This is a genomic window from Marinobacter sp. (assembly GCF_014859525.1).
Classification (GTDB): Bacteria; Pseudomonadota; Gammaproteobacteria; order Pseudomonadales; family Oleiphilaceae; genus Marinobacter.
On sequence record NZ_JACUUB010000009.1, the window covers coordinates 25,107 to 49,252 of the forward strand.

Below are 24,146 nucleotides of genomic sequence, written 5' to 3' on the forward strand. Positions count from 1 at the left end.
GATCCGTACCAGACCTTACAGAATTTGATATTTCCGGACTGACCAGTGCCTGACGCAGGCGCCCGGATACGGTATCCTTGCGCCATTTAATCCGCCAGAATCCAAGCTCGAACATTTGAACCCACAGGTGACCCTCAATGCCCATTCACGAAGTAAAGCACCCTCTGATCCGCCATAAACTCGGCCTGATGCGCCGGTCTGACATCAGCACCAAAAACTTTCGTGAACTGGCACAGGAAGTTGGCACCCTGCTGACCTACGAGGCCACCAAAGACTTCACGCTGCAGGAAGAAACCATTGAGGGCTGGGCCGGGCCAGTAACGGTGGAACAGATTCACGGCAAGAAAATCACCATCGTCCCCATCCTGCGCGCCGGCCTTGGCATGCTCGACGGCGTTCTGAGCCTGATTCCGGTGGCCCGGGTCAGCGTGGTTGGCCAGATCCGCAACGAAACCACATTAGAGGCCGAGACCTATCTGGAAAAGCTGGTGGGCGAGCTGGACCAGCGCATGGCGCTGATTATCGACCCGATGCTGGCTACCGGAAGCTCGATGATTTCGACCATCGACCTGCTTAAAAAAGCCGGCAGCACCGAAATACGCGCACTGGTGCTGGTGGCGGCGCCGGAAGGCATCAAAAAGGTTCTGGAAAAACACCCGGATGTTTCGATCTACACCGCCTCGGTAGACCAGTGCCTGAACGAGAAGGGCTACATTCTGCCGGGCCTGGGCGACGCCGGCGACAAGATCTTCGGCACCAAGCAGAAGGACGTCTGACCATGCAGGACCACACCAACGACCCCATCTGGAAGCAAGCGCTGGCGGGTTCCCAGATGCTGCTGGTGGCCTTCGGCGCACTGGTGCTGATGCCGCTGATCACCGGGCTGGACCCCAACGTCGCACTGTTCACCGCCGGTGTCGGCACGCTGATTTTTCACGTCGTTACCGGCGGTCAGATCCCCATCTTCCTGGCATCCTCCTTCGCCTTTATCGCGCCGATCATCGCAGCCAAAGGCCGATTTGGCCTCGAAGAAACCCTCGGCGGCCTGATGGCAGCAGGTATTCTCTACATCGTGCTTTCCGGTGCCGTACGCCTGCGCGGTACCGGATTTATCACCCGCCTGCTGCCACCCGTTGTCATCGCACCGGTGATTATGACCATCGGTCTTGGCCTGGCGTCCGTTGCAGTCCATATGGCGTCCGGTCGCACCGGCGACGGCGAAGTCCAACTGATCCCCTACAACACCGCGATCTGGATCGCCATGATTTCGCTCTCGGTGACCATCGTTATGTCAGTATGGGCAAAAGGCATCTTCCGCCTGATCCCGATCATGTTCGGCGTGATCGTCGGTTACGTCCTGTCGTGGTTTGCCGGCATCGTCGACACCACCCCGGTGCAGGAAGCCGCCTGGTTTGCCGTCCCCAACTTCGTCGCGCCCGCCTTTAGCTGGGGTGCTATCCTGTTCATGATCCCGGTCGCGATTGCACCGGCCATCGAACACATCGGTGATGTGCTGGCCATCGGCAACGTCACCCGCAAAAACTACCTCCAAAAACCCGGCCTGCACCGCACCCTGCTGGGCGACGGCCTGGCCACCAGCACCGCCTCTCTGCTCGGCGGACCGCCCAACACCACCTACTCCGAAGTTACCGGGGCCGTCATGCTGACCCGCAACTTCAACCCGAAAGTCATGTGGTGGGCCGCCGGCACCGCCATCGTCCTCGCCTTCGTGGGCAAGTTCGGCGCAGCCCTGCAGACCATTCCGGTGCCGGTCATGGGCGGCATCCTGTGCCTGCTGTTCGGCTCCATCGCCGTGGTCGGCCTGAACACCCTGATCCGCCACCAGGTAGACCTGTCCCAGCCCCGCAACCTGGTCATCGTCGGCGTCACCCTGGTGTTCGGCATCGGCAACATGGCCCTGGGCCAACTCGAAGGCATCGCCCTCAGTGCGGTGGCGGCCATTGGCCTGAACCTGATCCTTCCCGGCGACAAGGAAGCCTGGGGCAAGCGGATTTACGAACACAAAGAAGACTGAGCGGAATCGCCCAACGCTGAGACAATGGGCGTGAGAGGGCTTTCCAAAAATATCGAAGGCCAGGGATGGCCTGAGAAAAGCGCACATGGGTGAGGCAAGCGTGTATGGAGCGGAGCTTCATGCGCAGCCGAACGACAGCAATCTGCGATTGCTGGCCGGACCCGCCTGCGGGTGCTTGTAGCGGTTTTTGGAAAGCCCTCTCATGCCCATTGTGCACCCCAGTCAACAGGCTTGAACAAAACAAACTCCCAACTCAGATATCCCGACGCATCTCCGGCGGAATCGGAAAGTCCGGCATACCCGGCTTGTCACCACGGCCCTTGCGGAACTGGCGCAGCTGAAACACATAGGCCAGCACCTGCGCAATGGCCATATACAGGCCATCCGGAATTTCCTGACCAATATCCGAATTGTGATACACCGCCCGGGTCAGCGGCGGCGTGCGCAGCACCTCTACCTTATGCTCCCGCGCAACCTCCATAATCTTGAAGGCCATCTCATCTGCACCCTTGGCCACCACCACCGGCGCGCCCATCGACATTTGATCGTACTTCAACGCCACCGCATAATGAGTCGGGTTAGTAATCACCACGTCCGCCGTCGGCACATCCTGCATCATCCGGCGCTGTGCCATCTCACGCTGCAACTGGCGAATCTTGCCTTTGACCTCCGGCTTGCCCTCCGTATCCTTGTACTCGTCTTTTACCTCCTGCTTGGTCATTCGCAGCTTCTTCTGATGATCGTAAATCTGAAACGGCACATCAATCAGAGCAATGACGATCGTCGCACAAGACAGAACCAAAAAACTCCAGCCCAGCGTCCAAACCACGTGCGCCATGGCCGGCACTACCGGCTCTTCAGCAATACTCAGCAAATCCTCCGTCCGCAGATTCAGAATGAGAATCGCCACCGCCAGTACCAGCCCGACCTTGGCAATCGCCTTGACCAGCTCAACCAGCGAGCGCGTTGAAAACATCCGGCCCAACCCCTTGATGGGGTTCATCCGGTTCCCTTTAGGGGTGATCGCTTTGGCACTGAACAATAACCCGCCAATGCCAATGGACCCTGCGATGGCGGCAATCAGCAGCATGATCAGAATGGGTGAGAGAGCAAAGGCAGCGGCTTTGGCAGACAGGATCAGCTGAACACTCATGTGGCGAGTGTCATAGATAGCGGCGCGCTCAATCGTAAAGGCATCGCGCATGATATCCTCAAGAGCCGCACCCAGACTGCCACCAAACATCAGCAGGCCACCGGCACCGGCCAGCAGCACGGCCATCGTCGCTAATTCTTTGGAACGTGCTGTCTGGCCATCCTCCCGAGCCTTTTCAAGTCGTCGGGGGGTCGGTTCTTCGGTCTTCTCCTGGCTGTTGTCGTTCTCTTCAGCCATGGTTACGGTTGCCCTTGCAGCTGTCGCATAAAATCAAACGTTTCCCGCGTGTACTGCTCAAAATGCGGCAGGAAATTGGCGTGCAATACCCAGATAGAGAACAATCCAAAAATCAGGCCAATGGGAAAGCCCAAGGCGAAAATATTCATTTGCGGGGCCGCTCGAGTCATCACGCCAAACGAGATGTTGACGATAAACACCGCCGTAACCGCAGGCAGTGCCAGTAGAATCGCCGACACAAACATCCAGCTTACCCGGTGCGCGAGATCCCACACACCGATCTGACCGAGACCTTCCATACCAATGGGCATAACGTAGAAGCTTTCGATAAACACCTCGAAAGCCACCAGATGCCCGTTCATGGCGAGGAACAAAAGCGTGATGGTAATGGTGTAGATCTGAGCCAGCACCGGTACGTTAACCCCATTGGCCGGATCCATCATGGAGGCAAAACCAAGGCCCATCTGCATGGCGATCATCTGACCGGCGATGACAAAAAGCTGCCACAGGGCGGTCAGCGCAAAGCCCACCCCAACACCGATCAGGATTTGTTGCAGGGTAATGACCACCGCATCGGCGCTGAAGGCCGCCACCTGCGGAACTTCCGGAATCAACGGCGCAATCAGCACGGTCATCAGCAAGGCCAGCCCCAGGCGCACACGGGCCGGCACCAGCTGGGTACCAAAAATGGGGATAACCATCAAGAAACTGGCCAACCGGAACAGCGGCCACAGATACTGCCCGACCCATTGGCCGATCAGATCCGCACTGAACTCCGCCGGCCCCATCCGTCAGCCGATCAAGAAAGGAATGCTGGTTATCAGGCGATTGGCGTGGTCCAGCAGAAGGGTCAGCATCCACGGCCCGAACGCAATGATGACCGTCAAGGTGACCAGAAAGCGCGGCAGAAAGCTGAGGGTTTGTTCGTTAATCTGGGTAGCCGCCTGAAAGGTGCTGACCACCAGACCAATGACCAGACCCGGACCGATGATGATGGCCGCCAGCAATACGATCATCCACAAGGCTTCACGCAGTATGTCGATGACGGTCTCAGGTGTCATTCAGAGCCTCCTATATCCCGTAACTGGCAGCAAGAGTGCCCATAATCAGGGCCCAGCCATCCACCAGAACAAAGAGCATGATTTTAAACGGCAGCGAAATGATAATGGGCGACAGCATCATCATACCCATGGCCATCAGAACGCTGGCCACGACCATATCGATGATCAGGAACGGGATAAACAATATAAACCCGATCTGGAAGGCTGTTTTTAGTTCGCTGGTCACAAACGCCGGCATCAGTACCCAGAAAGACACATCCTCAGGCGTTTCATATTGTACATCCGCTATCCGCATGAACAGCGCAAGATCGGATTCGCGGGTTTGCTCAAGCATAAAGCGCCGGAAGGGCTGACTGGCCAATTCCACCGCTTCGAGCGAGGAGACCTCCTCTTGCATGTACGGCTGCAAACCCACCTCGTTTGCCTCTTCCAGTACCGGCTTCATAATAAAGATGCTCAGAAACAACGCCAGCCCCAGCAGTATCTGGTTTGACGGCGTTGCCTGCAGACCCAGCGCCTGTCGTAAAATGGAAAATACGATGATGATTCGGGTAAAGGAAGTCATCATCATCAACATGGCCGGCAAAAATGTCAGCGCGGTCATCAGCGCCAGAATCTGCAGAGTGACCGAATACTCCTCGGTTCCGTTCTCTCCGGGGGTGACGGTAAAGGCGGGAATACCCGGAAGATCGGCCAGTGCTGCCGGCGCCAACAACAAGCCGGGACACAGCAGGAATAAGGGCAGACAGCGTTTGAGCGTGGCCAGAATCATAACGTTAGTCTTTCCTCTCCGGAGCTGACCAGGATTTGCCGATCATACCCTGCAACCGGCGGGCAAACTCGCTTGAAGGCGGATTGGCGGCATCAACGACAGGCTCGTCAAAAACCTGCAAGGTACGAATGGTGGAGGGTGTTATTCCTAACAGAATCTGTTGCCCCCCTACCTCAACCAGAGCAATCCGTTCCCGGGCACCAATCGCCAGCACAGACACCACCTTGATGGCGTTGTTGTTCATGCCGGTCATACCGTTCATACGCCGGATTAACCAGGCACAACCGTAGATAACCGCAATCACCGCCAACAAACCAACGCCCAGGCTCATGATGGTAGCGACGGTGTCTGGCGCATTGCGGGCCGACTCACGGGCGGGCGCTCCGGCGACTTCTTCGGCGAACGCCGGCACGGCAACGACAGCGGGCAAAACCCAGGTCATGATGCGAAGCATGTTATTTCTGCAACCGCTTGATCCGCTCACCCGGACTGATGACATCCGTTAACCGAATGCCAAATTTCTCGTTCACCATAACAACTTCGCCGTGGGCAATCAGGGTGCCATTGACCAGCACATCCAACGGCTCCCCGGCTAACCGGTCCAGTTCAATAACCGAGCCCTGGTTCAGCTGCAGAAGATTACGGATGGGGATCTGGGTATTGCCCACTTCCATCGAGATGGTGACCGGGATATCCAGGATCACGTCAATATCAGGCGCGTCCCCGCCGCCAGTGCGACCGGAGTCTTCTCCAAACTCTTCCATCGGTGCCGTACGAACGCTCTGCCCTGTGTCGTCATCAGAGGCGTCAGCGTCAGCCTCAGCCATAGCAGCAGCCCATTCATCCTCACGACCATCGGAATCACCGTCGCCAGAGTCGCCGGTCTCTTCCATTGCCGCTTCCCATTCAGCAGCCAGCTTTTCGTCTTCGCTGAGCTCCTGCTTGTCTTTGTTATCATCCTCAGCCATTGCGTCCCACCTTCAGTTGTTTCTTCACTTTGGGCGTTGTCGCCCGCTCATGAATTCTCAGTGCCAGTTTGCCGTCTCGGGTGCCCAGGGTTGCCTTGTAAATTGGAATGCCATTCGCCGTCACCGTCAGGAAGTCCGACATTTCTACAGGGATCACATCACCGGCTTTCATCTTGGCGATGTCTCTGAGCGATATCCGGCGCCGGCAGACCGTGGTATTGATCGGCACGTTCACCTCTTTGACATCTTCCTGCAAGGCATTTACCCAGCGCTCGTCAACGTCGTCAATGTCACTCTGCACACCGGCGTCAAGTACATCCCGAATGGGCTCAATCATCGAATAGGGCAGAGCAAAATGCAGCTCGCCGCCACCGCCGTCGAGCTCGATGTGAAAGGTGCTGACCACCACCACCTCGCTGGGACTGACGATGTTGGCCATAGCCGGATTTACTTCGGAACTGAGGTATTCAAAATCGACTTTCAGAACCGCATGCCAGGCTTCTTTCATGTCGGTGAAAACCTGGTTGAGCACCATCTGAACAATGCGGGTTTCAGTGGGTGTGAACTCTCGGCCCTCAATCTTGGCGTGTCGACCTTCACCGCCAAAGAAGTTATCAACCAACTTGAACACCAGTTTGGCATCCAGAACAAACAGGCCCGTGCCACGCAATGGGCGAACCTTGCACAGATTAAGGCTGGTGGGTACGTACAGGGTGTGGATGTACTCACCGAATTTCATGATCTGAACGCCACCGGTAGAAACGTCAGCATTTCGGCGCAGTAGATTGAACAAGCTGATTCGGGTGTAGCGAGCAAACCGCTCGTTGATCATCTCAAGCGTGGGCATGCGGCCACGGACGATGCGGTCCTGACTGGCCAGATCGTAATTTTTTACGCCACCCTCGTCCGCCTCTTCATAGGTATCGATGTCGCCGTCGTCCACACCGTGGAGGAGCGCATCAATTTCGTCCTGTGACAATAAATCCTGCATACCTGATCCTGCCCTGACAGTCGTTTACCCGATCGGGTACTTATTGCACTACAAAGTTCCTGAACAGTACGCGCTTGATCTCCGGCTCGCCTTCCTGAATCAACACGTCATTGACCGTGACCAGCATCCGTTCAGCCAGATCTACCCGGCCATCAGGTGTCTGTAACTCATTGAATTCGCTGTTCCCAAGCACCGTGACCAGCTTGCTGCGGATCAGCGGCATATGCGTGTCCGCCGCCGTCAGCGCCTTGGGATCCGTCGCTTCAAAAGAAACATGAACCTGGACGTAACGCTGGCGGCCCTGGGCCTGCACGGTGGTAACCAGCGCCCGTTCCAGATTCGTGTAGGTACTGGCAACAAAGGCCGGCTCTGAAGCACTGCGCCCTTCCGCCTGATCACTGCCCCCGGAGAAACCGTCCCCCAAAAACCAGAGCGTTCCAACGATCGACAGCGCAATGGCCAGAACGATGATCACCACCAGCATGATAATGAGCTTCAGCTTACCTTTTGGGGCGGGTGCCTGCGCCACGTTGTTCTCAGCCATAATGTCCGCTTTGTCAGTTTTTTGTCAGTCAGAACAACTTCAGCTGACTATTCAGGAATAATGCAAAGGGCGGGCCAGAACTCCCACCCCTCCGGTTCAGAATCGCAGTTTAGCGTTGCCGGCAGGGATGGGCAAAGGGCTTTGGAAGGTTGGGCAACAGTGATCAGAAAAAGAACAGGATCAGGCGAAGATATCCACCTCGCCTTTCCAGCCCAGATCTAGGCTGCCAGGATCTGGCAGATGCTCGTCGGCGTCGGTGCCAGCCATTCGAGCACCGTCTGCACTTGGCCCGCCCTCACCGGCGCTGCCATCCTGATCTCCTTGCTGCTGATTCGCCTGACCGGATACATCAAACTGGCTCAACGCTAACCCTTGCTCATTCAACATATCCCGCAGCCGGTGCGAATGCAGTTCCAGTTGCTCCCGAACGATCGGATTGGCGGCATGCACGGTAACCGTGGCCTGATCATTCTGAACCCGAACCTTGATTTCCATAGGGCCCATATCCGGAGGTGTCAGATGAATCTCCGCCACTGACATATTGCGCGCGGTCAGCCAACTGAGCTTGCCCATAACCTTGTCACCCCAATCTGCCTGTCCAACCGGAACATCCACAGACGTGGCATAGCCTCGCAGGGGCACCGCAGCCTCAGGTGCCAGGCGTGCAGGTTGTGCGACCTGCTCGAGGGTGGTTTGGAATGTCGGTGCCGTCAGCAGGTTCGCTGGGTCCACAGGTCGCAAGCTCTCACCAGAGCCGGCCCCAGCGAGCAATTCCGTTAACTGGGTTCCGGGAGTCAAAACGGTACCACCGGCATTTTGCTGCGGCGACTGGCCGTTCATCGCCCCGGGCATCCCGGCCATAGGCGCCAGGACGGGCAACATCAATTCGCCGGCATCAACATCCGGCAATGCATTGCCTTCGGGCATCAGCAGGGACTGCAGACTGGCAAAGGTCATTGGCGTATGGTCTGCCTGCAGAGCGTCGGAAGGATCGGCCTGCGCATGGGTGCCCGCGTCTGGTGGTGTTTCCTTACCTTGACTGACAGGCTCGCCGGCCTTGTCGGACGGCTCTGCCCGCCCGGCATCATCCATGGCTCTGTTACTTTTTTGCTCTGCAGCCGTTGCTTTTTGGCTGTCCTGCACTGCCCTGCGCTGGTCCTGACGATCCGCTTGCTTTTGATCCAGGCGCTTCTGCTCGGCACGGGAGACCTGATCAAACCGGCTGTCACCGCCAGCCTCCCGATTACCGGAGGGCCGGCCTGTCGCTACATCCTTTTGAGCACCTGGGGTTGGCGCCTGAGGGAGAATTGTCTGCTGCATGGCAACCTCTTGCCGCTGTATCCACCTGTGTCAGCCATTTTGGGGCCTCTATCAGGGTATTAGCAAAAGCAATGCCAAAACAGCCATCAGGAAACATCACCAAACGTTGTCAGCCGGGCACTTACCTCTGAAAACTCAGCCTCTATGGCCTTAACAACGGCGGGGGCGGCCTCCAGCTTTCCAGCCTTGCCTAACTGCTCAGCCTCCATACAGAGCGCTCCAAGGCAGGGTGCGCCGATGTTGACACAGCTGCCTTTAAAACTGTGGGCCGATTTGGCGAATCCGTCGGCATCCCCGGCGTTCAGCGTTTGCCACAGGCTGTCCAGACGGGTTCGGGAGTCCGCCAGATAGGTCTGGATCAGTACATCAAACTCATCGTCCATAACATCCTGCAGTTCCGCCAACGCTTCTTCATCAAGATGTGGTTTATCAGTCATCAGCGATCCTCTGCGTTTCGTTATGACCGGGTTGAGCTCTGTCATTACCATCGACAGCTTCCCAATCATAAACAATTTCAACGTGATTGCCGCAGCCGTGCACCCGGAGTTGCCGGGCCATTCGCCTCAGCATCGCCAGACCCCGGCCCGCGTATTTAGGCCCTGATGGCAACCCCGTGTCAGACACTTTCTCAAAATAACGTTCGAAATCAAAGCCCGGACCGCTGTCTTCGCAGACCACCTGTAGCCGGCCACCGGTCTCGGTGGGCTGGTGGCCCAGAGAAAAGCGGATGTAGTGTCCACGAGTTTGCGAAAGCCGCCGTTTTCGCTCCTGATAATAGTGACCAAAGCCGTCGGGCGACGCCTTCCACTCTGACGGCAACTGCAGCACCCCATGCTCCAATGCATTATTGTAAAGTTCGGACAACAACGTGTAGACCTCTCCGCTCTTTCTGCGCAGGCCCGGCACTTCCATGCAAATGTGCAACAACAATGGCAGCGGATTAAAATCCGCCAGTGTCTGCTCCCTCACTTCGTAGACACAGTGCCAGTCTACCGGCCCCGCCAGAGCAGATTCTGTCAGGCGGTCATTCTGAGCCTGGTGCTGTTCCTGATGAATGATTGTCAGAACGCACAGCGTGATGTCGTCTGTCGCTTCCGGCTTATCGGTAAACTGTCGAATGCGGGTCATCAACGCGTGAAAGGGCGCTTCGCCCGGCTGAAGTTGCTCCAGCACCTTTCGAACGCCCGCTTCACCAAACTGCTGGCCCTGCCTGTTGCTGGACTCGGGAAAACCATCGGTCATGATGATCACCTGATCACCCGGGGCCGCCGGCAGCACGGTCATAGAAGCACTGAACTGTTCAGTATTTTGCACGCCCAGCGGCAAATGCCTGGACGGAATGGCAACGCGTTCACCATTAGCTCTTACCAGCCAACCATCAGGCAAGCCGCCGTTCCAGGCGCGCAGCTGACCAATTTTGAAGTCTGCCTCTACCATCGCTCCACAACAGAACATACCGACCGGGAGAATCCTGCACAGTTTGCGGTTGATCTCCCGCAGGATGTCGGCTGCGCCGAATCCTTTTGTGGCCATACCGTAGAAAATTTCAGCCACTGGCATGGCTCCAATAGCAGCCGGCAAACCATGCCCGATGAAATCCCCGAGAAAAATCAGGGTGCCGCCACCGGGCCTGTCCGCGGCAAACAGCACGTCGCCATTGAACACCGACATAGGAGATGCGTGGTAGCTGATATTATCCGCATTCAGACAACCGGTATGAGCAACGTTGTCAAAGACTCGCCGTGCTAATTCTTGCTCCTCCACCAGGCTTTCATTCTGCCGGCGGATCTGGTCACGCTGATCCGAGAGCACCTGATGCATCGAGCGCATCCGGTTGAAGGCATTGATCTTTGCTTCGAGAATAACGCGGTTGTATGGCTTGACCAGAAAGTCATCGCCTCCCGCCTCCAGGCAACGGGCCAGCTCACTGGCATCCGAGAGAGAGCTCAGAAAAATCAGCGGAACCAGCCGCTCGCCCGCCAACGCTTTGATTTGCCTGGCGGCCTCCATGCCATCCATTCTTGGCATCAGCGCATCGAGTAAGACAATATCGGGCTGCAACTGCGCGTATAGCGCTACTGCTTCAATGCCATCCCTGGCCTCGAAGACATCATGCCCCAACCTTCGGACAAGAGCTGAGAGGATCAGGCGATCACTGTCGCTGTCTTCAGCGATCAGTACTTTCAAGCCGCCGACCTCAGCGGATGTTGAAAAGCTGCTCAAAATTGGATATTGCGAGGATGCGGCGGACATCACTGTTGCAGTTCTCGACGGAAATACGCGCGCTGTCGCCACCGGCGTGATCCCTTAACAACAGCAGCATGCCGAGCGCGGAGCTATCGAGGTAGGTCGTATCGGAAAGATCGACCACATAGCGGTTAATGGCAGGATCACTGTGTTCGTAGGCATCGCGAAAGGCCTGGTGAGTGCTGAAATCGAACCGGCCCTCGACCCGGATGGTCAGGGTTTGACCGTCATCACTCCGGCGCGCTTCTATTGGCATTCCGTAACCTCCCTGAGCTGTGCGTCAAACAACATGGCAACGCCCCTTTTCCAGTGTATAGCCTTATCTGATTAAGCATAGCCAAGTTACCAAAAAATGCATCTGTTGCATCTGATTCAGATCATCGCAAACCGTTACCGATGCTTTCGGGCAAAAGCGCGGCCCGCCGCCTCATCCGCCAGCTTTTGCTCAGTCAGATCTCGCTCTCGCTGCTCTTGCTGCCGACAGGTCTCGATATACTTTTCCATGCCCCGGCGGCGCTCCCAGGCCTGCAGCCACTCCTGGCGGCGGGCCTCGAACACCTGCTCGGCCTGCTCTAACTGGCGAGTCTGCTGAACAATCACCTGGTCCAGCTGGGCAATAAAGGCAGCCCAGGCCTGCAGCCGGGTGACCGGCACCACACCTTGCTGGCTGGCCCGAATCTGGTCGCGGTATTCCTGCTGGTAGCGCTCAAGGTTGGCCACCTGCTCACGATGGGCTTCGACCTGCGTTCGGGCCTCGCCCAAGCGCTCCATGGCCGCTTGTTCTTTACGCTGTTCCAGGTTCAGCACAGTCTGCAGCCGTGTCGAGCGCAACATCAGCCATCACCCCGCTCGGCGGCAGCGCCTGGCACCGCCGACTTCAAGCGGTCCGGGGAGCGACGTTCGGGCACCACCTCCAGCAACTGCGCGATGCTTTCGGTCAACGGCGAACTGGCGTTGAGGTCCTGTTGCAAGAATTGCCGCATGTTGCCGATGTGCTGAATGGCAAAATCGGTTTCCGGGTCCGAGCCTTTGACATAAGCGCCCACGCTGATCAGGTCCCGGGCTTGCTGGTAACGGGAATAGACTTGTTTGAAGCGCTGCGCGCGGGAAAAATGTTCGGGCGCGGTGACCTGCGGCATAACTCGGCTGATCGATGCCTCCACGTCAATGGCTGGGTAGTGCCCTTCTTCCGCCAAACGTCGCGAAAGCACGATATGGCCATCCAGAATGGCCCGAGCGGCGTCGGCGATCGGGTCCTGCTGATCGTCACCTTCGGTCAGGACGGTATAAAACGCGGTGATGGAGCCGCCGCCAGGGCGACCATTGCCGGTGCGCTCAACAAGCTGGGGCAGTTTGGCAAATACCGACGGCGGGTAACCCTTGGTTGCGGGCGGCTCACCCACGGCCAGGGCAATCTCCCGCTGGGCCTGGGCATAACGGGTAAGCGAGTCCATCAACAGCAGTACGCGCTTGCCCTGATCCCGGTAATATTCGGCGATGCGGGTGGTCAACATGGCCGCGCGCAGGCGCATCAACGGCGAATCGTCGGCCGGAGACGCCACCACCACCGACCTGGCCAGGCCTTCTTCGCCCAGGATGTCCTCGATGAATTCCTTGACCTCCCGGCCCCGCTCACCAATCAGCCCGACCACGGTGATGTCGGCATCGGTAAACCGGGTCATCATGCCCAGCAACATGCTTTTGCCGACACCACTGCCGGCAAACAGGCCCAGACGCTGGCCCTGACCAACCGTCAGCAGCGCATTGATCGCGCGAATACCGACGTCCATGGACTGCCGAACCGGAGCGCGGTTGAGCGGATTGATAATGTCTCCGGTCAACTGGACCCGGGCCTCGGCCTGCAACGGCCCCTTCCCATCGAGTGGATCGCCGGCGCCATTCACTACCCGGCCAAGCATCTGTGGGCCCACCGGTACCCGGCTGGCCGACGACAAGGGCACCACCCGGGCACCGGGTTTCAGACCCTCAATGGCGGTCAGCGGCATCAGGTAGACTTTGTCTTCTTCAAAACCGACCACTTCCGCTTCCACACTGCCGGCGCCTTCGCCTTCAATCACGCAACGATCACCCACCACCATGGGGCAGCCAACGCACTCAAGGGTAAGGCCTACCATGCGGGTCAGGCGGCCAGACAATTCCGGCGTTGGCTCGGCCGCAATGGCACCCTGCAGCTGCCGCAGGCGATCAGCCAGGCGTGACGTCATCGTCCTCATCCTGTGCGCTTGGTGCTTGGTCAGGGCTGGCCTCAGGCGCTTCAGAGGCGAGGTGTGCGGTGTTCGGGGCGTTCATGCCGGATTCGCTCAGGACATCACGGTGGAAGTCACTCAGTTCGCCCATCAGGGTGTCCAGCTCTTCCGTTTCTGCGCTGGGGCTGTCACTCAACTGTTCTTCCAGCATGCCTTGCACCGCACGCTGAAACCGCTTCTCAACGGTGTAGTCCACCAGGCTTTGCCGGGACTCGACCCGACAGCCGCCCGGCAAGACGGTGTCATCTTCAATAATTGAAGGGCTCACCTCGAGCCTCTCGGCCACTTCGCGGACCGGCTCCAGATCATCTGGATGAATATGAATGCGCAGGTTGTCGGCGGTCGAGGGTAGCGCGGCCAGCGCTTTGCGCACGACCTGTCGGATCTGGGAGGAGTCCATGCTCAGCTCCCGGTAAACCACAGCGCGAGCCAATACGGTTGTGAGGTTAACCAGCACGGTTTCCAGCTCTTCCTCATGGCGTTTTATCGGCAGTACCAGCTCACCCAGCAAGTGTTCGAGGCGGTCTGTGCGAGACTCAAGTTCCTTGCGAGTTTCTTCCGCCGCCCGCTGACTGCCCTGCTCCCGACCCTCCGCTTCACCGGCGCTATAACCTTCTTTGTGGCCCTCAGCACGGCCTTTCTCAAAGCCTTCCTGGTGACCTGCTTGCCGGCCTTCCTGAAAACCATCTTCTCTGGCGGCCTGTCGGATCTCTTCCAGATCAGCGGCGGTCAGAGGCTTTACCTCTTGCTCATGAATCACCTGATTGCCGCGCTCATCAAGCAGCGGCAATTCCCACCGTTCCCACGCGGTCAACTGTTCTTTTGGAGTGCGCTTGGCGTTCTGGTCGGAATCTTTCATCACATCATTTCTTCACCGGCGCCGCCGAGCGAAATCTCGCCGGCCTCGGCCATGCGCCTTGCCACGCTGATGATGTCCTTCTGGGCTGATTCCACTTCGCTGACCTTAACCGGGCCTTTGGCCTCCAGGTCGTCTTGCAGAAGCTCTGCTGCCCGCTTCGACATGTTTTTGAAGATTTTGTCCTTAACGGCCTCATCCGAGCCTTTGAGAGCCACAACCAGAACTTCTGAAGACACTTCTCTGAGCAGCGCCTGAATGCCTCTATCGTCTACCTCTTTGAGGTTATCGAAAACAAACATCAGGTCTTCAATGGTGGAGGCAAGATCCGGGTCCATATCTTTGATGGAATCCATCAGATTGCCTTCGATGCCTCGATCCATGAAGTTCATGATGTCGGCTGCCCGCTTGATACCGCCAATACGACTGGTCTGGGCGGCGGAGCCACCGGAGAACTGTTTCTCCAGAATATCGTTGAGTTCTTGCAAGGCCTGGGGCTGGATGCTTTCCAGTGAGGCAACCCGCATCATCACATCAAGCCGGACTTTATCATCCAGGGTTGCCAGAATTTCGGCGGCCTGATCCGGATCAAGGTAAGAAATGACAATGGCCTGAATCTGGGGGTGCTCATAGCGGATGATGTCGCCCACCGCTCTGGGCTCCATCCATTTCAGAGTATCCAGGCCCGTGGTGTTGCCACCCACCAGGATGCGGTCGATCAGGCTTGCGGCCTTGTCATCGCCCAGGGCCTGGGTCAGCATGGCCCGGATGTAGTCGTCGTTACCAACGCCCAGCCCGGTTTGCCCGCCTACAGCCTCAACAAACTGATTGAGAACGTAGGTGACGTCATCTTTACTGACGTCTTGCATCTGGGCCATCGCCACACCAACCCGCTGAACCTCTTTCGGGCCCATGTGCTTGAGTATTTCGGCAGCATCAGCCTCGCCCAGAGACATCAGCAAAATGGCCGCCTGTTCCACTCTCGGAATTTTGCGCTGCGGTTTTTTGGGGGCGTTACCCCCTTGCGACAGGCCGCTCTCTTCAGTCATCAACGTTTACCCATTGGCGCATGACCTGTGCAACCCTGGCGGGATCTTCTGCAATCAGGCCTTTGAGTGCATTCACCTGTCTATCATAGCCGTCTGTGGCCCCAGGCAAAAGGAGATCATCCTGCGCGGACATGGCCTCTCTGAGTGCATCGCCACCTTCAATGCCGTCAAGCCCGCCATAACTGCCACTGTCCGAATCTTCGCCACGATCTCTGTTGCCGGCACCAGACAGACTCTTCAACGTCGGTCGCAGCAGCCCAAGCACCAGAATCAGAATAACCAGACCAGCCAGCACCTGCTTCATCAGATCCCAGAACCAGGGCTGCTCCCAAAAGCCCGGTGTGTCAAACTCCAGGGCTTCTTCCTGGGCAAAGGCGGTGTTCATTACGGTCACACTGTCACCGCGAGCTGCTGAATAGCCGACTGCGTCACGCACCAGCATACTCAGGCGCTGCAACTCTGCTTCTGGCCAGGGCTCAAAGGTGACTGCGCCGGTTTCCGGATTGACCACTCTCATGTCATCGACTGCCAGCGCGACCGTTACACGCTTGATGCCGCCCATTTCCTGACGGGTGTAACTCACGGTGCGGTCGATCTCATAGTTACGGGTAGATTCCCGGCGAACATTGACCGGCGGCGCAGCGGGCGCTCCGTCTCCGTTGCCGGCACCTACCTGCTCAGGAACCACAGCATTACCCGGGGGCTGATTGGCAAGCGCACCCGGAATACCGCCGTTGGCACCAGCACCCCGTTGCTCACTCAGCTCACGCTCACTGCGCACAGCCTGCTGATCCGGGTTGTACAATTCCTCAGCACGTTCCACCGCCGAGAAATCAAGATCGGCGCTGACTTCGGCCCGATACCGGCCGTTACCAACGATCGGTGAAATCATCGACGCCACCCGCCGGGTCAGTCGTTCTTCCACTCTCGAGGCATATTCGTACTGGTCCTTCATCCGGTCTACGTCACCGCGAGCTTCATCTCCTGTCAGCAGATTGCCGTTCTGATCGACCACGGTGACTTGCTCACGGTTCATCATGGGCACACTGCCAGCCACCAGATTGACAATAGCGCGGATCTGCTCTTGCTCTGGCCTGCGCCCGGCAAAGACTTCTAGAAAGACGGATGCGGTGGGTTCACGGGCGTCCCGAATAAAGACCGAGCGCTCGGGAATGGCCAGGTGTACCCGGGCATTACGCACACCGCGCATGGTGGAGATGGTTCGGGCCAACTCGCCTTCCAGGCCACGGCGATAGCTGATGGTTTCCATAAACTGAGAGGTGCCCAGACCCCGATCCTGATCGAGCAGTTCGTAACCGATGGTTCTCCGATCGGTTACGCCCTCAGCGGCGAGCCGCAGGCGGGCATTGTGAACCTGATCAGAAGGCACCAACAGTGCACCCGTGCGTTGATCCATCCGGTACTTGATGCCATTGCTGTCAAGAATACTGGTAACGTCTTGCGGGTTGTAGGCCGACAAATCCCCAACCACGGGTTGGTAATTCGGCTCCTGCGCCCAGAGCACCACGGCAAAACCGAGAGCAACACTCGCCGCCAGACCGACCATAAGCCCGACCTGCCGTAACAGGTTCAGTCGATTGAACCCCATTAGCAGGGCATTGGTGCTTTCGGGTGCGCCTGTGTCCTGGGTTGCCGGCACGTCAGAGGCAGTGGTTTGTGCTGGTACGCTTGCCATGCGAGTGCTCCGTTATCAGATCGGCATATTCATGATGTCTTCATAAGCCCGCACCACCCGGTTACGTACCTGGGTGAGAGCCTCGAAGGACACGGTAGATTTCTGGGCTGCAATCATAACCCTGGTGATATCGACATTCGGATCACCCATGTCGTAGGCGGTTCGCAGGTCGTTGGCCTGCTTTTGAGCGTCATTCACACTGTTGACGGCATTGCCCAACATATCACTGAAGCTGGTGACTTCCCGGGGTTCCTGAACCGTGCGCGGTCCGTCAACCCGGCCACGAACCGATTGATCCTGTTCGACACGCTGATTCTGCATCATCTGGGAACGCAGGGAACGAATGTCAGACAAAACACTGTTGATGTCGGCACGCTGAACCATATTTCTCTCCAGGCTACCCCATGGGGTGTCACTTGATCTGTACTTACAGGAGATAAAGCAAACACCAGGCCACAACAGTTTTATCTATTTATTTCAATATATTGAAGATTATTAATGTCGGCAGGCGCGCTCAGGTGCCAGAGATTTGACGACAACGCAGAGGAGATTGAGGGCAGCTAAAAAAAATGACACCCCGAAGGGTGCCAGAAGGAGTATGTTGCACGATAACAGACAAGAACTATGCCATGGCCAGTTCAGACTCAAGATCGATACCTGCCTCACGCATCTGAGCCAATTTGTACCGGAGCGTTCTGGGACTGATACCCAGCTGCTCGGCGGCCCTGTTGCGACGACCACGTTCTTTCCTGAGCGTCTGAATGATGATACGGAACTCTTGTTGACGCAGATCATCACCGAGCGACCCTGGCTCACAGAATTCTTCCTCCGGCAACTCAGCCGAAGCCTCCGCTGGCGTGTGTAAGGGCTCAGCAAAATTTGCCTGCGGAGGTGTTACCGGCCGGGATTCCACCTGCACAGTGGATCCACCAAGTTCCGAACGGCCGGTGATACCAAGCTCCAGGCAAAGATCCGCGGCATGAATCACGTTACCCTGTTGCAACACCAGGGCCCGTTGGATGGCGTTATCCAGCTCCCTGACATTGCCCGGCCAACCGTGGCTGATCAGCGCCTTACGAGCGTCATCAGCCAAGGCCAGTCCGGTCAGTTTCATTTTCCGACAGTGTTTTTTAAGCAAATATTTTGCCAGCGGCAGAATGTCCAGCGGGCGCTCCCGCAACGGCTGCCAGTGCATCGGGAACACAGTCAGTCGGTAGTACAGATCTTCACGGAACTTGCCTGCACGGACATAATGCCCAAGGTCCCGGTTTGTGGTGGCGATAACCCGGACATCCAGGGAAATCGTCTTTCGGCCACCCACTCGCTCCACTTCACGCTCCTGGAGCACTCTCAGCAACTTGGACTGTAGACCAAGTTCCATTTCGGAAATCTCGTCCAGCAGAATGGTGCCACCATTGGCTTGCTCAAATTTACCAGGTGATGACGCAACCGCACCGGTGAACGCGCCCTTTTCATGGCCAAACAAAATCGCCTCCAGCATGTTCTCCGGAATAGCTGCGCAATTGATCGCCACAAAAGGACGGTCGGCACGCGGTGACTGCTGATGGATATACCGGGCCAGCACTTCTTTACCGGTTCCGCTCTCTCCGGAAATCATCACGGTTGAATCACTGACGGCGACTTTAGCCGCCAACTGGAACATCCGCTTACTGATGGGGTCTTCCGCGATGGCCTCATCACTGGATTTCTGGCGGGAGCCGCCGACCACCTTGGTCACTGCATCCACCAGCACCTGAGGCTCGAACGGCTTCACCAGGTAGTCAATCGCGCCGGATTGCATGGCAGACACTGCGTGACTGATCTGGCCATAGGCGGTGATCAGCATCATCGGCAGTCCCGGGTAGTGGCGCTGCACCTCGGCCAGCAATTCATGACCAGACATACCCGGCATATTGACGTCACTGACCACCATGTCCACAGGATTTCGTGCCAGGCTCAGTAACGCTTCTTGCCCGTTGGCGGCCTCATGCACCTGGAACTTCGCCAGCTCCAGTGTGGTCACCAGCGCATCCCGCAAGTCCCGGTCGTCTTCAACTATCAGAATCTGGGCCTTAGCCATGCTATCTGCCTCCAACGTCTATTCGTTATAGTCTGCCGACCAGGGTAGGCAATTGCATGACTGCGACCGCCCCGCCCCGCTCCGGTGAGAGAATGGAAAACCGGCCTTTGTGGGCTTTAACCACGGCCTGTACAACGGCCAAACCGAGCCCAGTGCCGTGCGACTTAGTGGTGTAAAAGGCTTCGGTGATCCTGCCGGCTTCCTCGGCAGAAAACCCCGGACCGTTGTCCTGCACCCTCACGCCCAACCCCTTCTCGGAAGACTCAAGCTCCAACCGAACGTCGGTGGCACCGGCTTCCAGGCTGTTGTTCACCAAATTCATACAGGCACCCACCAGGGCATCCCGATTGCACATCAACCGACACCGCTCATCAATTCGGTTGTCCAGCACCACAGTGGCGGCGTTTGCGGGCTTCAGGCCTTCCACCGCGGCTTCAAGAGACGCCACGAGCTTACTGGCAGGTAACTCTTCAGCCAGGCGCGTCTCTCCGCGGGCAAAAATCAGCATATCCCGGACTTGCTGTTCAAGATGGGTAAGCCGCGACATCAAACGTGAGGCACAACGCTGGCGTAATTCTTCATCCAGGTCTGGCTGACTGAGATGACCACCGTACAAAATAGCCGCAGACAGCGGCGTGCGGATCTGATGAGCCAGCGAAGCCACCATGCGGCCCATGGCCGATAATCGCTGAGCGTGTGCCAGCTGGGATTGCAACTGCCGGGTATCGGTCAGATCGGTCAGCAAGATGAGCTGGCCGGGCTGATTCTCCATGGTACGAATTTCAATACTGACGCGCCGACCATCTTTCAGAGACACCTCATGGCCATCATCACTGCGAGGTGAAAAGCAACGATGAATCACATCCACCCAGCGCTCGCCATCCAGAGGCTCGCCCAGAAGCGCTGTAGCAGCGGGGTTGCACTGACTGACCACGCCCTGTTGATCGAGAACCACCACACCTGCAGGCAACGCTTTAAGCAATGTCGACAGGCGGTCGGCCAGCTGTTCTTTTGCTTCGAGTTCTTGCTGACGCTGATGGGTTTCGTGGGACAGTTCACCCGAGAGTTGGTTAACGCGGGATTCGAGGGTGCGGTAAGAGTCGGTGATTTGCCGGGACATGCGATTGAACAACTCAAGCGCAGAATCGACCGCCTCGTCATCCTGTTGCGGAAACAAAGCCGTCACTTTGTCGTTCACATCGGCGGCGGCATTAGCGCCGGTCTTCTGATGTGCAGATTCCATGACAATGTGTGCATGACTCATAACCTTCCCCCTGACGGATCCGGAACGGACCTTCGGACTTTCGTTCAGGTTTGGTTAAGCCAACACTGTGCCAACTTAATTTTTCTTACTATTTTCAATGGACAAACAAATATCGAACAACATTAGTGACGGCTTTTCGTCACCCAAAAACAGAAACGGCGTGACAGGTTACAAACCTTTGACGCCATTCAACGCAACCCATTAACTCTCTTCGGAGTCGTCTCTCAGGCCGTACTTACGGACCTTTTCGACCAGCGTGGTTCGCCGGATTCGCAGCTTCTCAGCGGCCCTGGCAACCACTCCACTGGCCTCATCCAACGCTTGCTGAATCAATTGCTTCTCCAGGTTGGACAAATAATCCTTCAGATCGATACCGTTAACCGGCAGCAACGCCGGTGCATCCAATCCAATCAGGCCGGGCATAGCCGACGGCATACCACTGTCTTCCACCGGGCGATTTTCATCGTAGTCATCTATATATCGGAACTTCTTCGGCAGCTCCTGAACACCAATCACCCCATACGGGTGCATGATGGCAAGACGCTCAACCAAATTCGCCAGCTCCCGGACGTTGCCTGGCCAGTCGTGGCGACACAGGCTCATGATCGCGGCAGAGTTCATCCGCAAGGAGCCCCGTTTTTCTTTCTCCATCCGGGAGATCAGCTCGTTGATCAGCAACGGGATATCTTCTACCCGTTCGCGCAAAGCCGGCATTTCAATCGGAAACACGTTAAGCCGGTAATACAGATCTTCGCGGAAATCGCCAGACTCAATCATCTCTTCCAGATGCTTGTGGGTTGCCGCAATCACCCGGACATCCGCCGACTGGGTTCGATTACTGCCCACCCGCTCAAACGTGCGCTCCTGCAGGACCCGGAGAATCTTGACCTGCATATTCAGCGGCATGTCTCCGATTTCATCGAGGAATAGCGTGCCGCCTTCGGCCAGCTCAAAACGGCCCACGCGGGCAGTGATGGCGCCCGTGAATGCACCTTTCTCATGACCAAACAGTTCGCTTTCAAGCAGCTCGGCAGGAATCGCACCGCAATTGACCGGCACAAAAGGCTTGTCACGACGGGACGAGTGGTAATGCAGATTACGCGCAACCACTTCTTTGCCGGTACCCGACTCCCCCGTGATCAGAACACTCACGTCTTTATCGGCCACTTGCTCCATCAACTGGCGTACCTGCTGCACTTTACGACTGGTACCGACCAGGCTGCGAAAAAGCTGTACACCGCGCTGCTGCCCGCGCTCCTTGCTGCGACTGAACTGATCGCGGTAGATCTGGGCACGGTATAGCGAATCCACAAATTTGGTGTAGTTAAGCGGCCACTCCATTCTGGCGATAATCCTGGCGCCGTCATCTTCAGACACACCCTTGAGCTGCGGATCACCAACCAGCAAAATAGGCAGGCCCTGCAAGAATTTACAGGTACTGGTGACATGCCAGGCGCCGGCGGCGTCTTCACCGTTGATCACGACAGCGCCAATATCGCCAACCGATAACGCACCATCACATTCCAAAAGCGCCAAAGCTTCGTCACCGGCTACAATCTGCTCTTCACCGACAAATTCGAGAATGGTAATCAGATCCTTCCGCCTGGATTCGTCCTCACTCAGCACCAGCACTTTGTTGTTTTTGGACATTCACGGAAATCTCTTTGGGAATTTGTGCGGTATTTAAGACTGTATGGGCGCCAGAGTCAATTTTATGACGCTATCTTCGGGGGGTTGTTGAAACGTTTTCGTAGGCACGTGCAGCATTTCGGTTTTCGTTCACGCCCTTGAGCGATTCACGGGCTTCATCCCGGGCTTTTACGGCGGCCCTGTTAGCCGATTCCACAAACTCATTCAGGGCTTCGAGCCGGGCACGTATCAGCGCGGGCTCGATTCGCCCGGCTTCCAGCTCATCCAACAACGGCTCTATGGCCGGCTTGACCCGGGCATTAAGCTCTGCCAGCTGCTCCCAGTTCTGGTCGGCCAGGGCCTGGTCGAGTTCGGATCTGAGTTGATCAAGGCTTTCAAGGAGGGCTTGAGAGTCTGCCATGTTGTCTTCTCCACAGGTGGATGAAACATTACTGGCCTGGCAGACCCTCAAACAGGGGCGTCACCCTCTGCTGGCAACGCCCCTGTTTGACCAGTTACCGGCGGGCTGCCCGACGGGCCGCAGCGGCGGTAAATTCGTTACCACGGAACCCAGGCTCAAAGTTGTAAGCTGAATAACCGTTGTCCAGACCATCAATGTAATAACGCTGAGCTTTCAGATCATACGTCATTTCCATGGTTGTCCAGAAGACCGGAACACTGTAATAGACGATATTATGGGCTTCTGAGACACGCCACAGCTCACCGTCTCCGCTGTACTCTTCCGTGGCCAGAATTTGCCAGCTGTCCTCATCAATGTAGTACACGCGCCGATCGTAAATGTGGCTGATACCGGTGCGCCGTTTGGCCTCAACAACCCATACCCGGTGCAGTTCATAACGGGTCAGGCTCTGATTGATGTGATTGGGCCGGATAACATCACCCGGGCGCACACTCTCATCATGAAGGTTGTAGGCGTTGTAGGGAACGACCAGCTCCCGCTTACCTTTCAATTCCCAGTCGTACTGGTTAGGTGCGCCGTTGTACATATCCTTCTGATCCACCGATCTCAAAGACGACGAATTCGGCAGGTCTGTTTCATACGCCAGGTTTGGTGAGCGACGAAGGCGACGTGAGCCAGCGTCGTAACGCCAGGCCAGCCTCGGTGAACGAACCTGATCCAGCGTTTCGTGGACCAGCGTAAGGGTGCCAGCCAGACTGGACGGTGCCACGGTTTCGGTTTTCAGGTAGAAAATCTTGTTATCAATATCTTCGAGCTCGGCGCCGGGCCGGCTGTAAGCAAAAAAGTAATCGTAGTTATTGACCACCGGATTGAATGACCCATCGCGCTGCGGCGTCGCTGATGCGCTCCGAAACGACAACTCCTCACCCCGATACCGGAGGATATGATTCCAGATTGCTTCAAGGCCATTTTCAGGAATCGGAAACGGGCTGGTCATAATGGTGTTGCGCACGCCATTGCCGTTTTCCAGAAGTTCTGCAGTTAACGCATTCTCATAAAACTTGTCATACACATGCTCAGGAAACGCTGCCGTGCGACGCGTCTGGTACACCGGCATAAAAAACTCAGGACCGTACTGCTCGAGCATTTGGATATGGCCGTCAGACAATGTGTCGCGGTGCTGATCCAGGTTGTCCCGGGTAATCACGTACAGCGCTTCATCCTCAGGAAACGGGTTGACCTCAACCGTACCTTCACGCCAGTTAGCCGGTGGCTTAGACAGGCCTCCTGTCCATGCCGGAATGGTCCCCGCCTCATTACCCGCACGCTCTGCACCAACCGGCGTCAGGTCATTCTTCAGGCGCTCAGCTTCCGCCGGTGACACCTTTGCCATAACCGGGCCGGAAAACCCCATTACCGCCGCTGCTATTGCAGCAATTAGCCGGTTCCGCATCCTTAAAACCTCCAAATAGATCACAAGACGATCAAAACTTATCCAAACTGAACGCCTTTTTGCCAGTTTCAAACGACCGTTTCAAGCGAATGTTTGTATTTTC

The 24,146-nt window shown here is 56.9% G+C and carries 25 protein-coding genes; 2 read left to right on the forward strand and 23 right to left on the reverse strand.

From position 1 onward, the window contains the following. The first annotated feature begins 137 nt into the window (after positions 1-137). Both upp and IBX51_RS04105 read left to right on the forward strand, forming a co-directional pair. Complete coding sequence (gene upp, locus IBX51_RS04100) at positions 138-776, forward strand: uracil phosphoribosyltransferase (protein ID WP_291828964.1); 639 nt, start codon at positions 138-140, stop codon at positions 774-776. Between the two features lie 2 nt (positions 777-778). Next, on the forward strand, positions 779-2,035 hold the full coding sequence (locus tag IBX51_RS04105) for a uracil-xanthine permease family protein (protein ID WP_291828966.1): 1,257 nt from the start codon (positions 779-781) through the stop codon (positions 2,033-2,035). Between the two features lie 253 nt (positions 2,036-2,288). Here the strand turns inward: IBX51_RS04105 and flhB are convergent, their stop codons facing one another. The 23 genes from flhB to IBX51_RS04220 all read right to left on the reverse strand — a co-directional run bounded on the left by flhB (position 2,289) and on the right by IBX51_RS04220 (position 24,043). Beyond that, positions 2,289-3,425: a flagellar biosynthesis protein FlhB gene (gene flhB / locus IBX51_RS04110; RefSeq protein ID WP_291828968.1), complete on the reverse strand. Its 1,137-nt coding sequence runs from the start codon at positions 3,423-3,425 to the stop codon at positions 2,289-2,291. Between the two features lie 2 nt (positions 3,426-3,427). After that, entirely contained in the window at positions 3,428-4,213 is a 786-nt protein-coding gene (gene fliR, locus IBX51_RS04115; RefSeq protein ID WP_291828970.1) for a flagellar biosynthetic protein FliR, read from the reverse strand. Positions 4,214-4,216: 3 nt separating this feature from the next. Further along, entirely contained in the window at positions 4,217-4,486 is a 270-nt protein-coding gene (gene fliQ / locus IBX51_RS04120; RefSeq protein ID WP_291828971.1) for a flagellar biosynthesis protein FliQ, read from the reverse strand. 10 nt (positions 4,487-4,496) lie between these two features. Further along, the gene (gene fliP, locus IBX51_RS04125) at positions 4,497-5,258 is read right to left on the reverse strand and encodes a flagellar type III secretion system pore protein FliP (RefSeq protein ID WP_291828972.1); all 762 of its coding nucleotides are present in this window, start codon (positions 5,256-5,258) and stop codon (positions 4,497-4,499) included. 4 nt (positions 5,259-5,262) lie between these two features. After that, positions 5,263-5,712 (reverse strand): flagellar biosynthetic protein FliO, encoded by a 450-nt coding sequence (gene fliO, locus IBX51_RS04130; protein WP_291828973.1) that lies wholly within the window; start codon positions 5,710-5,712, stop codon positions 5,263-5,265. Between the two features lies 1 nt (position 5,713). Next, positions 5,714-6,226 carry a flagellar motor switch protein FliN gene (gene fliN, locus IBX51_RS04135; protein WP_291828974.1) on the reverse strand — a complete coding sequence of 171 codons (513 nt, stop codon included), beginning with the start codon at positions 6,224-6,226 and terminating at the stop codon, positions 5,714-5,716. Further along, positions 6,219-7,217: a flagellar motor switch protein FliM gene (gene fliM, locus IBX51_RS04140; RefSeq protein WP_291828976.1), complete on the reverse strand. Its 999-nt coding sequence runs from the start codon at positions 7,215-7,217 to the stop codon at positions 6,219-6,221. Before fliM ends, fliN begins: the two co-directional genes overlap by 8 nt. 40 nt (positions 7,218-7,257) lie before the next feature. Beyond that, positions 7,258-7,761, reverse strand: a complete 504-nt coding sequence (gene fliL / locus IBX51_RS04145) for a flagellar basal body-associated FliL family protein (protein WP_291828978.1) — start codon at positions 7,759-7,761, stop codon at positions 7,258-7,260. Between the two features lie 180 nt (positions 7,762-7,941). After that, complete coding sequence (locus IBX51_RS04150) at positions 7,942-9,081, reverse strand: flagellar hook-length control protein FliK (protein ID WP_291828980.1); 1,140 nt, start codon at positions 9,079-9,081, stop codon at positions 7,942-7,944. Between the two features lie 86 nt (positions 9,082-9,167). Then, a complete protein-coding gene (locus IBX51_RS04155) occupies positions 9,168-9,518 on the reverse strand; it encodes an Hpt domain-containing protein (RefSeq protein WP_291828982.1) in 351 nt (116 codons plus the stop codon). Continuing rightward, positions 9,511-11,268, reverse strand: a complete 1,758-nt coding sequence (locus IBX51_RS04160) for a SpoIIE family protein phosphatase (protein ID WP_291828984.1) — start codon at positions 11,266-11,268, stop codon at positions 9,511-9,513. The genes IBX51_RS04155 and IBX51_RS04160 overlap by 8 nt, the downstream gene beginning before the upstream one ends. A 10-nt stretch (positions 11,269-11,278) precedes the next feature. After that, a complete protein-coding gene (locus IBX51_RS04165) occupies positions 11,279-11,584 on the reverse strand; it encodes an STAS domain-containing protein (protein ID WP_291828985.1) in 306 nt (101 codons plus the stop codon). A gap of 134 nt (positions 11,585-11,718) precedes the next feature. Next, positions 11,719-12,162: a flagellar export protein FliJ gene (gene fliJ / locus IBX51_RS04170; RefSeq protein WP_291828987.1), complete on the reverse strand. Its 444-nt coding sequence runs from the start codon at positions 12,160-12,162 to the stop codon at positions 11,719-11,721. Then, a complete protein-coding gene (gene fliI, locus IBX51_RS04175) occupies positions 12,162-13,553 on the reverse strand; it encodes a flagellar protein export ATPase FliI (RefSeq protein WP_291828989.1) in 1,392 nt (463 codons plus the stop codon). The genes fliJ and fliI overlap by 1 nt, the downstream gene beginning before the upstream one ends. Continuing rightward, entirely contained in the window at positions 13,534-14,454 is a 921-nt protein-coding gene (locus tag IBX51_RS04180) for a flagellar assembly protein FliH (protein WP_291828991.1), read from the reverse strand. The genes fliI and IBX51_RS04180 overlap by 20 nt, the downstream gene beginning before the upstream one ends. After that, on the reverse strand, positions 14,454-15,500 hold the full coding sequence (gene fliG, locus IBX51_RS04185; RefSeq protein ID WP_291828993.1) for a flagellar motor switch protein FliG: 1,047 nt from the start codon (positions 15,498-15,500) through the stop codon (positions 14,454-14,456). The genes IBX51_RS04180 and fliG overlap by 1 nt, the downstream gene beginning before the upstream one ends. Further along, on the reverse strand, positions 15,493-17,196 hold the full coding sequence (gene fliF, locus IBX51_RS04190) for a flagellar basal-body MS-ring/collar protein FliF (protein WP_291828995.1): 1,704 nt from the start codon (positions 17,194-17,196) through the stop codon (positions 15,493-15,495). Before fliF ends, fliG begins: the two co-directional genes overlap by 8 nt. A 15-nt stretch (positions 17,197-17,211) precedes the next feature. After that, positions 17,212-17,580 carry a flagellar hook-basal body complex protein FliE gene (gene fliE / locus IBX51_RS04195; protein ID WP_291828997.1) on the reverse strand — a complete coding sequence of 123 codons (369 nt, stop codon included), beginning with the start codon at positions 17,578-17,580 and terminating at the stop codon, positions 17,212-17,214. A 238-nt stretch (positions 17,581-17,818) separates the two neighbouring features. Further along, positions 17,819-19,276, reverse strand: coding sequence for a sigma-54 dependent transcriptional regulator (locus IBX51_RS04200; protein ID WP_291828999.1), 1,458 nt, complete (start codon positions 19,274-19,276; stop codon positions 17,819-17,821). A gap of 25 nt (positions 19,277-19,301) precedes the next feature. Further along, positions 19,302-20,540: an ATP-binding protein gene (locus IBX51_RS04205; protein ID WP_291829001.1), complete on the reverse strand. Its 1,239-nt coding sequence runs from the start codon at positions 20,538-20,540 to the stop codon at positions 19,302-19,304. Positions 20,541-20,741: 201 nt separating this feature from the next. Continuing rightward, complete coding sequence (locus tag IBX51_RS04210) at positions 20,742-22,190, reverse strand: sigma-54 dependent transcriptional regulator (RefSeq protein ID WP_291829004.1); 1,449 nt, start codon at positions 22,188-22,190, stop codon at positions 20,742-20,744. 70 nt (positions 22,191-22,260) lie between these two features. Next, on the reverse strand, positions 22,261-22,590 hold the full coding sequence (locus IBX51_RS04215) for an SOS cell division inhibitor (RefSeq protein ID WP_291829006.1): 330 nt from the start codon (positions 22,588-22,590) through the stop codon (positions 22,261-22,263). 94 nt (positions 22,591-22,684) lie between these two features. After that, positions 22,685-24,043 carry a DUF1329 domain-containing protein gene (locus tag IBX51_RS04220; protein WP_291829008.1) on the reverse strand — a complete coding sequence of 453 codons (1,359 nt, stop codon included), beginning with the start codon at positions 24,041-24,043 and terminating at the stop codon, positions 22,685-22,687. Positions 24,044-24,146 lie beyond the last annotated feature (103 nt).

What these genes read in the sequence shown, in the direction of transcription:
- upp (WP_291828964.1), top strand. Translation starts at nt 138, where the DNA reads ATGCCCATTCACGAAGTAAAGCACCCTCTGATCCGCCATAAACTCGGC.
- IBX51_RS04105 (WP_291828966.1), top strand. Translation starts at nt 779, where the DNA reads ATGCAGGACCACACCAACGACCCCATCTGGAAGCAAGCGCTGGCGGGT.
- flhB (WP_291828968.1), bottom strand. Translation starts at nt 3,425, where the DNA reads ATGGCTGAAGAGAACGACAACAGCCAGGAGAAGACCGAAGAACCGACC.
- fliR (WP_291828970.1), bottom strand. Translation starts at nt 4,213, where the DNA reads ATGGGGCCGGCGGAGTTCAGTGCGGATCTGATCGGCCAATGGGTCGGG.
- fliQ (WP_291828971.1), bottom strand. Translation starts at nt 4,486, where the DNA reads ATGACACCTGAGACCGTCATCGACATACTGCGTGAAGCCTTGTGGATG.
- fliP (WP_291828972.1), bottom strand. Translation starts at nt 5,258, where the DNA reads ATGATTCTGGCCACGCTCAAACGCTGTCTGCCCTTATTCCTGCTGTGT.
- fliO (WP_291828973.1), bottom strand. Translation starts at nt 5,712, where the DNA reads ATGCTTCGCATCATGACCTGGGTTTTGCCCGCTGTCGTTGCCGTGCCG.
- fliN (WP_291828974.1), bottom strand. Translation starts at nt 6,226, where the DNA reads ATGGCTGAGGATGATAACAAAGACAAGCAGGAGCTCAGCGAAGACGAA.
- fliM (WP_291828976.1), bottom strand. Translation starts at nt 7,217, where the DNA reads ATGCAGGATTTATTGTCACAGGACGAAATTGATGCGCTCCTCCACGGT.
- fliL (WP_291828978.1), bottom strand. Translation starts at nt 7,761, where the DNA reads ATGGCTGAGAACAACGTGGCGCAGGCACCCGCCCCAAAAGGTAAGCTG.
- IBX51_RS04150 (WP_291828980.1), bottom strand. Translation starts at nt 9,081, where the DNA reads ATGCAGCAGACAATTCTCCCTCAGGCGCCAACCCCAGGTGCTCAAAAG.
- IBX51_RS04155 (WP_291828982.1), bottom strand. Translation starts at nt 9,518, where the DNA reads ATGACTGATAAACCACATCTTGATGAAGAAGCGTTGGCGGAACTGCAG.
- IBX51_RS04165 (WP_291828985.1), bottom strand. Translation starts at nt 11,584, where the DNA reads ATGCCAATAGAAGCGCGCCGGAGTGATGACGGTCAAACCCTGACCATC.
- fliJ (WP_291828987.1), bottom strand. Translation starts at nt 12,162, where the DNA reads ATGTTGCGCTCGACACGGCTGCAGACTGTGCTGAACCTGGAACAGCGT.
- fliI (WP_291828989.1), bottom strand. Translation starts at nt 13,553, where the DNA reads ATGACGTCACGCCTGGCTGATCGCCTGCGGCAGCTGCAGGGTGCCATT.
- IBX51_RS04180 (WP_291828991.1), bottom strand. Translation starts at nt 14,454, where the DNA reads ATGAAAGATTCCGACCAGAACGCCAAGCGCACTCCAAAAGAACAGTTG.
- fliG (WP_291828993.1), bottom strand. Translation starts at nt 15,500, where the DNA reads ATGACTGAAGAGAGCGGCCTGTCGCAAGGGGGTAACGCCCCCAAAAAA.
- fliF (WP_291828995.1), bottom strand. Translation starts at nt 17,196, where the DNA reads ATGGCAAGCGTACCAGCACAAACCACTGCCTCTGACGTGCCGGCAACC.
- fliE (WP_291828997.1), bottom strand. Translation starts at nt 17,580, where the DNA reads ATGGTTCAGCGTGCCGACATCAACAGTGTTTTGTCTGACATTCGTTCC.
- IBX51_RS04200 (WP_291828999.1), bottom strand. Translation starts at nt 19,276, where the DNA reads ATGGCTAAGGCCCAGATTCTGATAGTTGAAGACGACCGGGACTTGCGG.
- IBX51_RS04205 (WP_291829001.1), bottom strand. Translation starts at nt 20,540, where the DNA reads ATGAGTCATGCACACATTGTCATGGAATCTGCACATCAGAAGACCGGC.
- IBX51_RS04210 (WP_291829004.1), bottom strand. Translation starts at nt 22,190, where the DNA reads ATGTCCAAAAACAACAAAGTGCTGGTGCTGAGTGAGGACGAATCCAGG.
- IBX51_RS04215 (WP_291829006.1), bottom strand. Translation starts at nt 22,590, where the DNA reads ATGGCAGACTCTCAAGCCCTCCTTGAAAGCCTTGATCAACTCAGATCC.
- IBX51_RS04220 (WP_291829008.1), bottom strand. Translation starts at nt 24,043, where the DNA reads ATGCGGAACCGGCTAATTGCTGCAATAGCAGCGGCGGTAATGGGGTTT.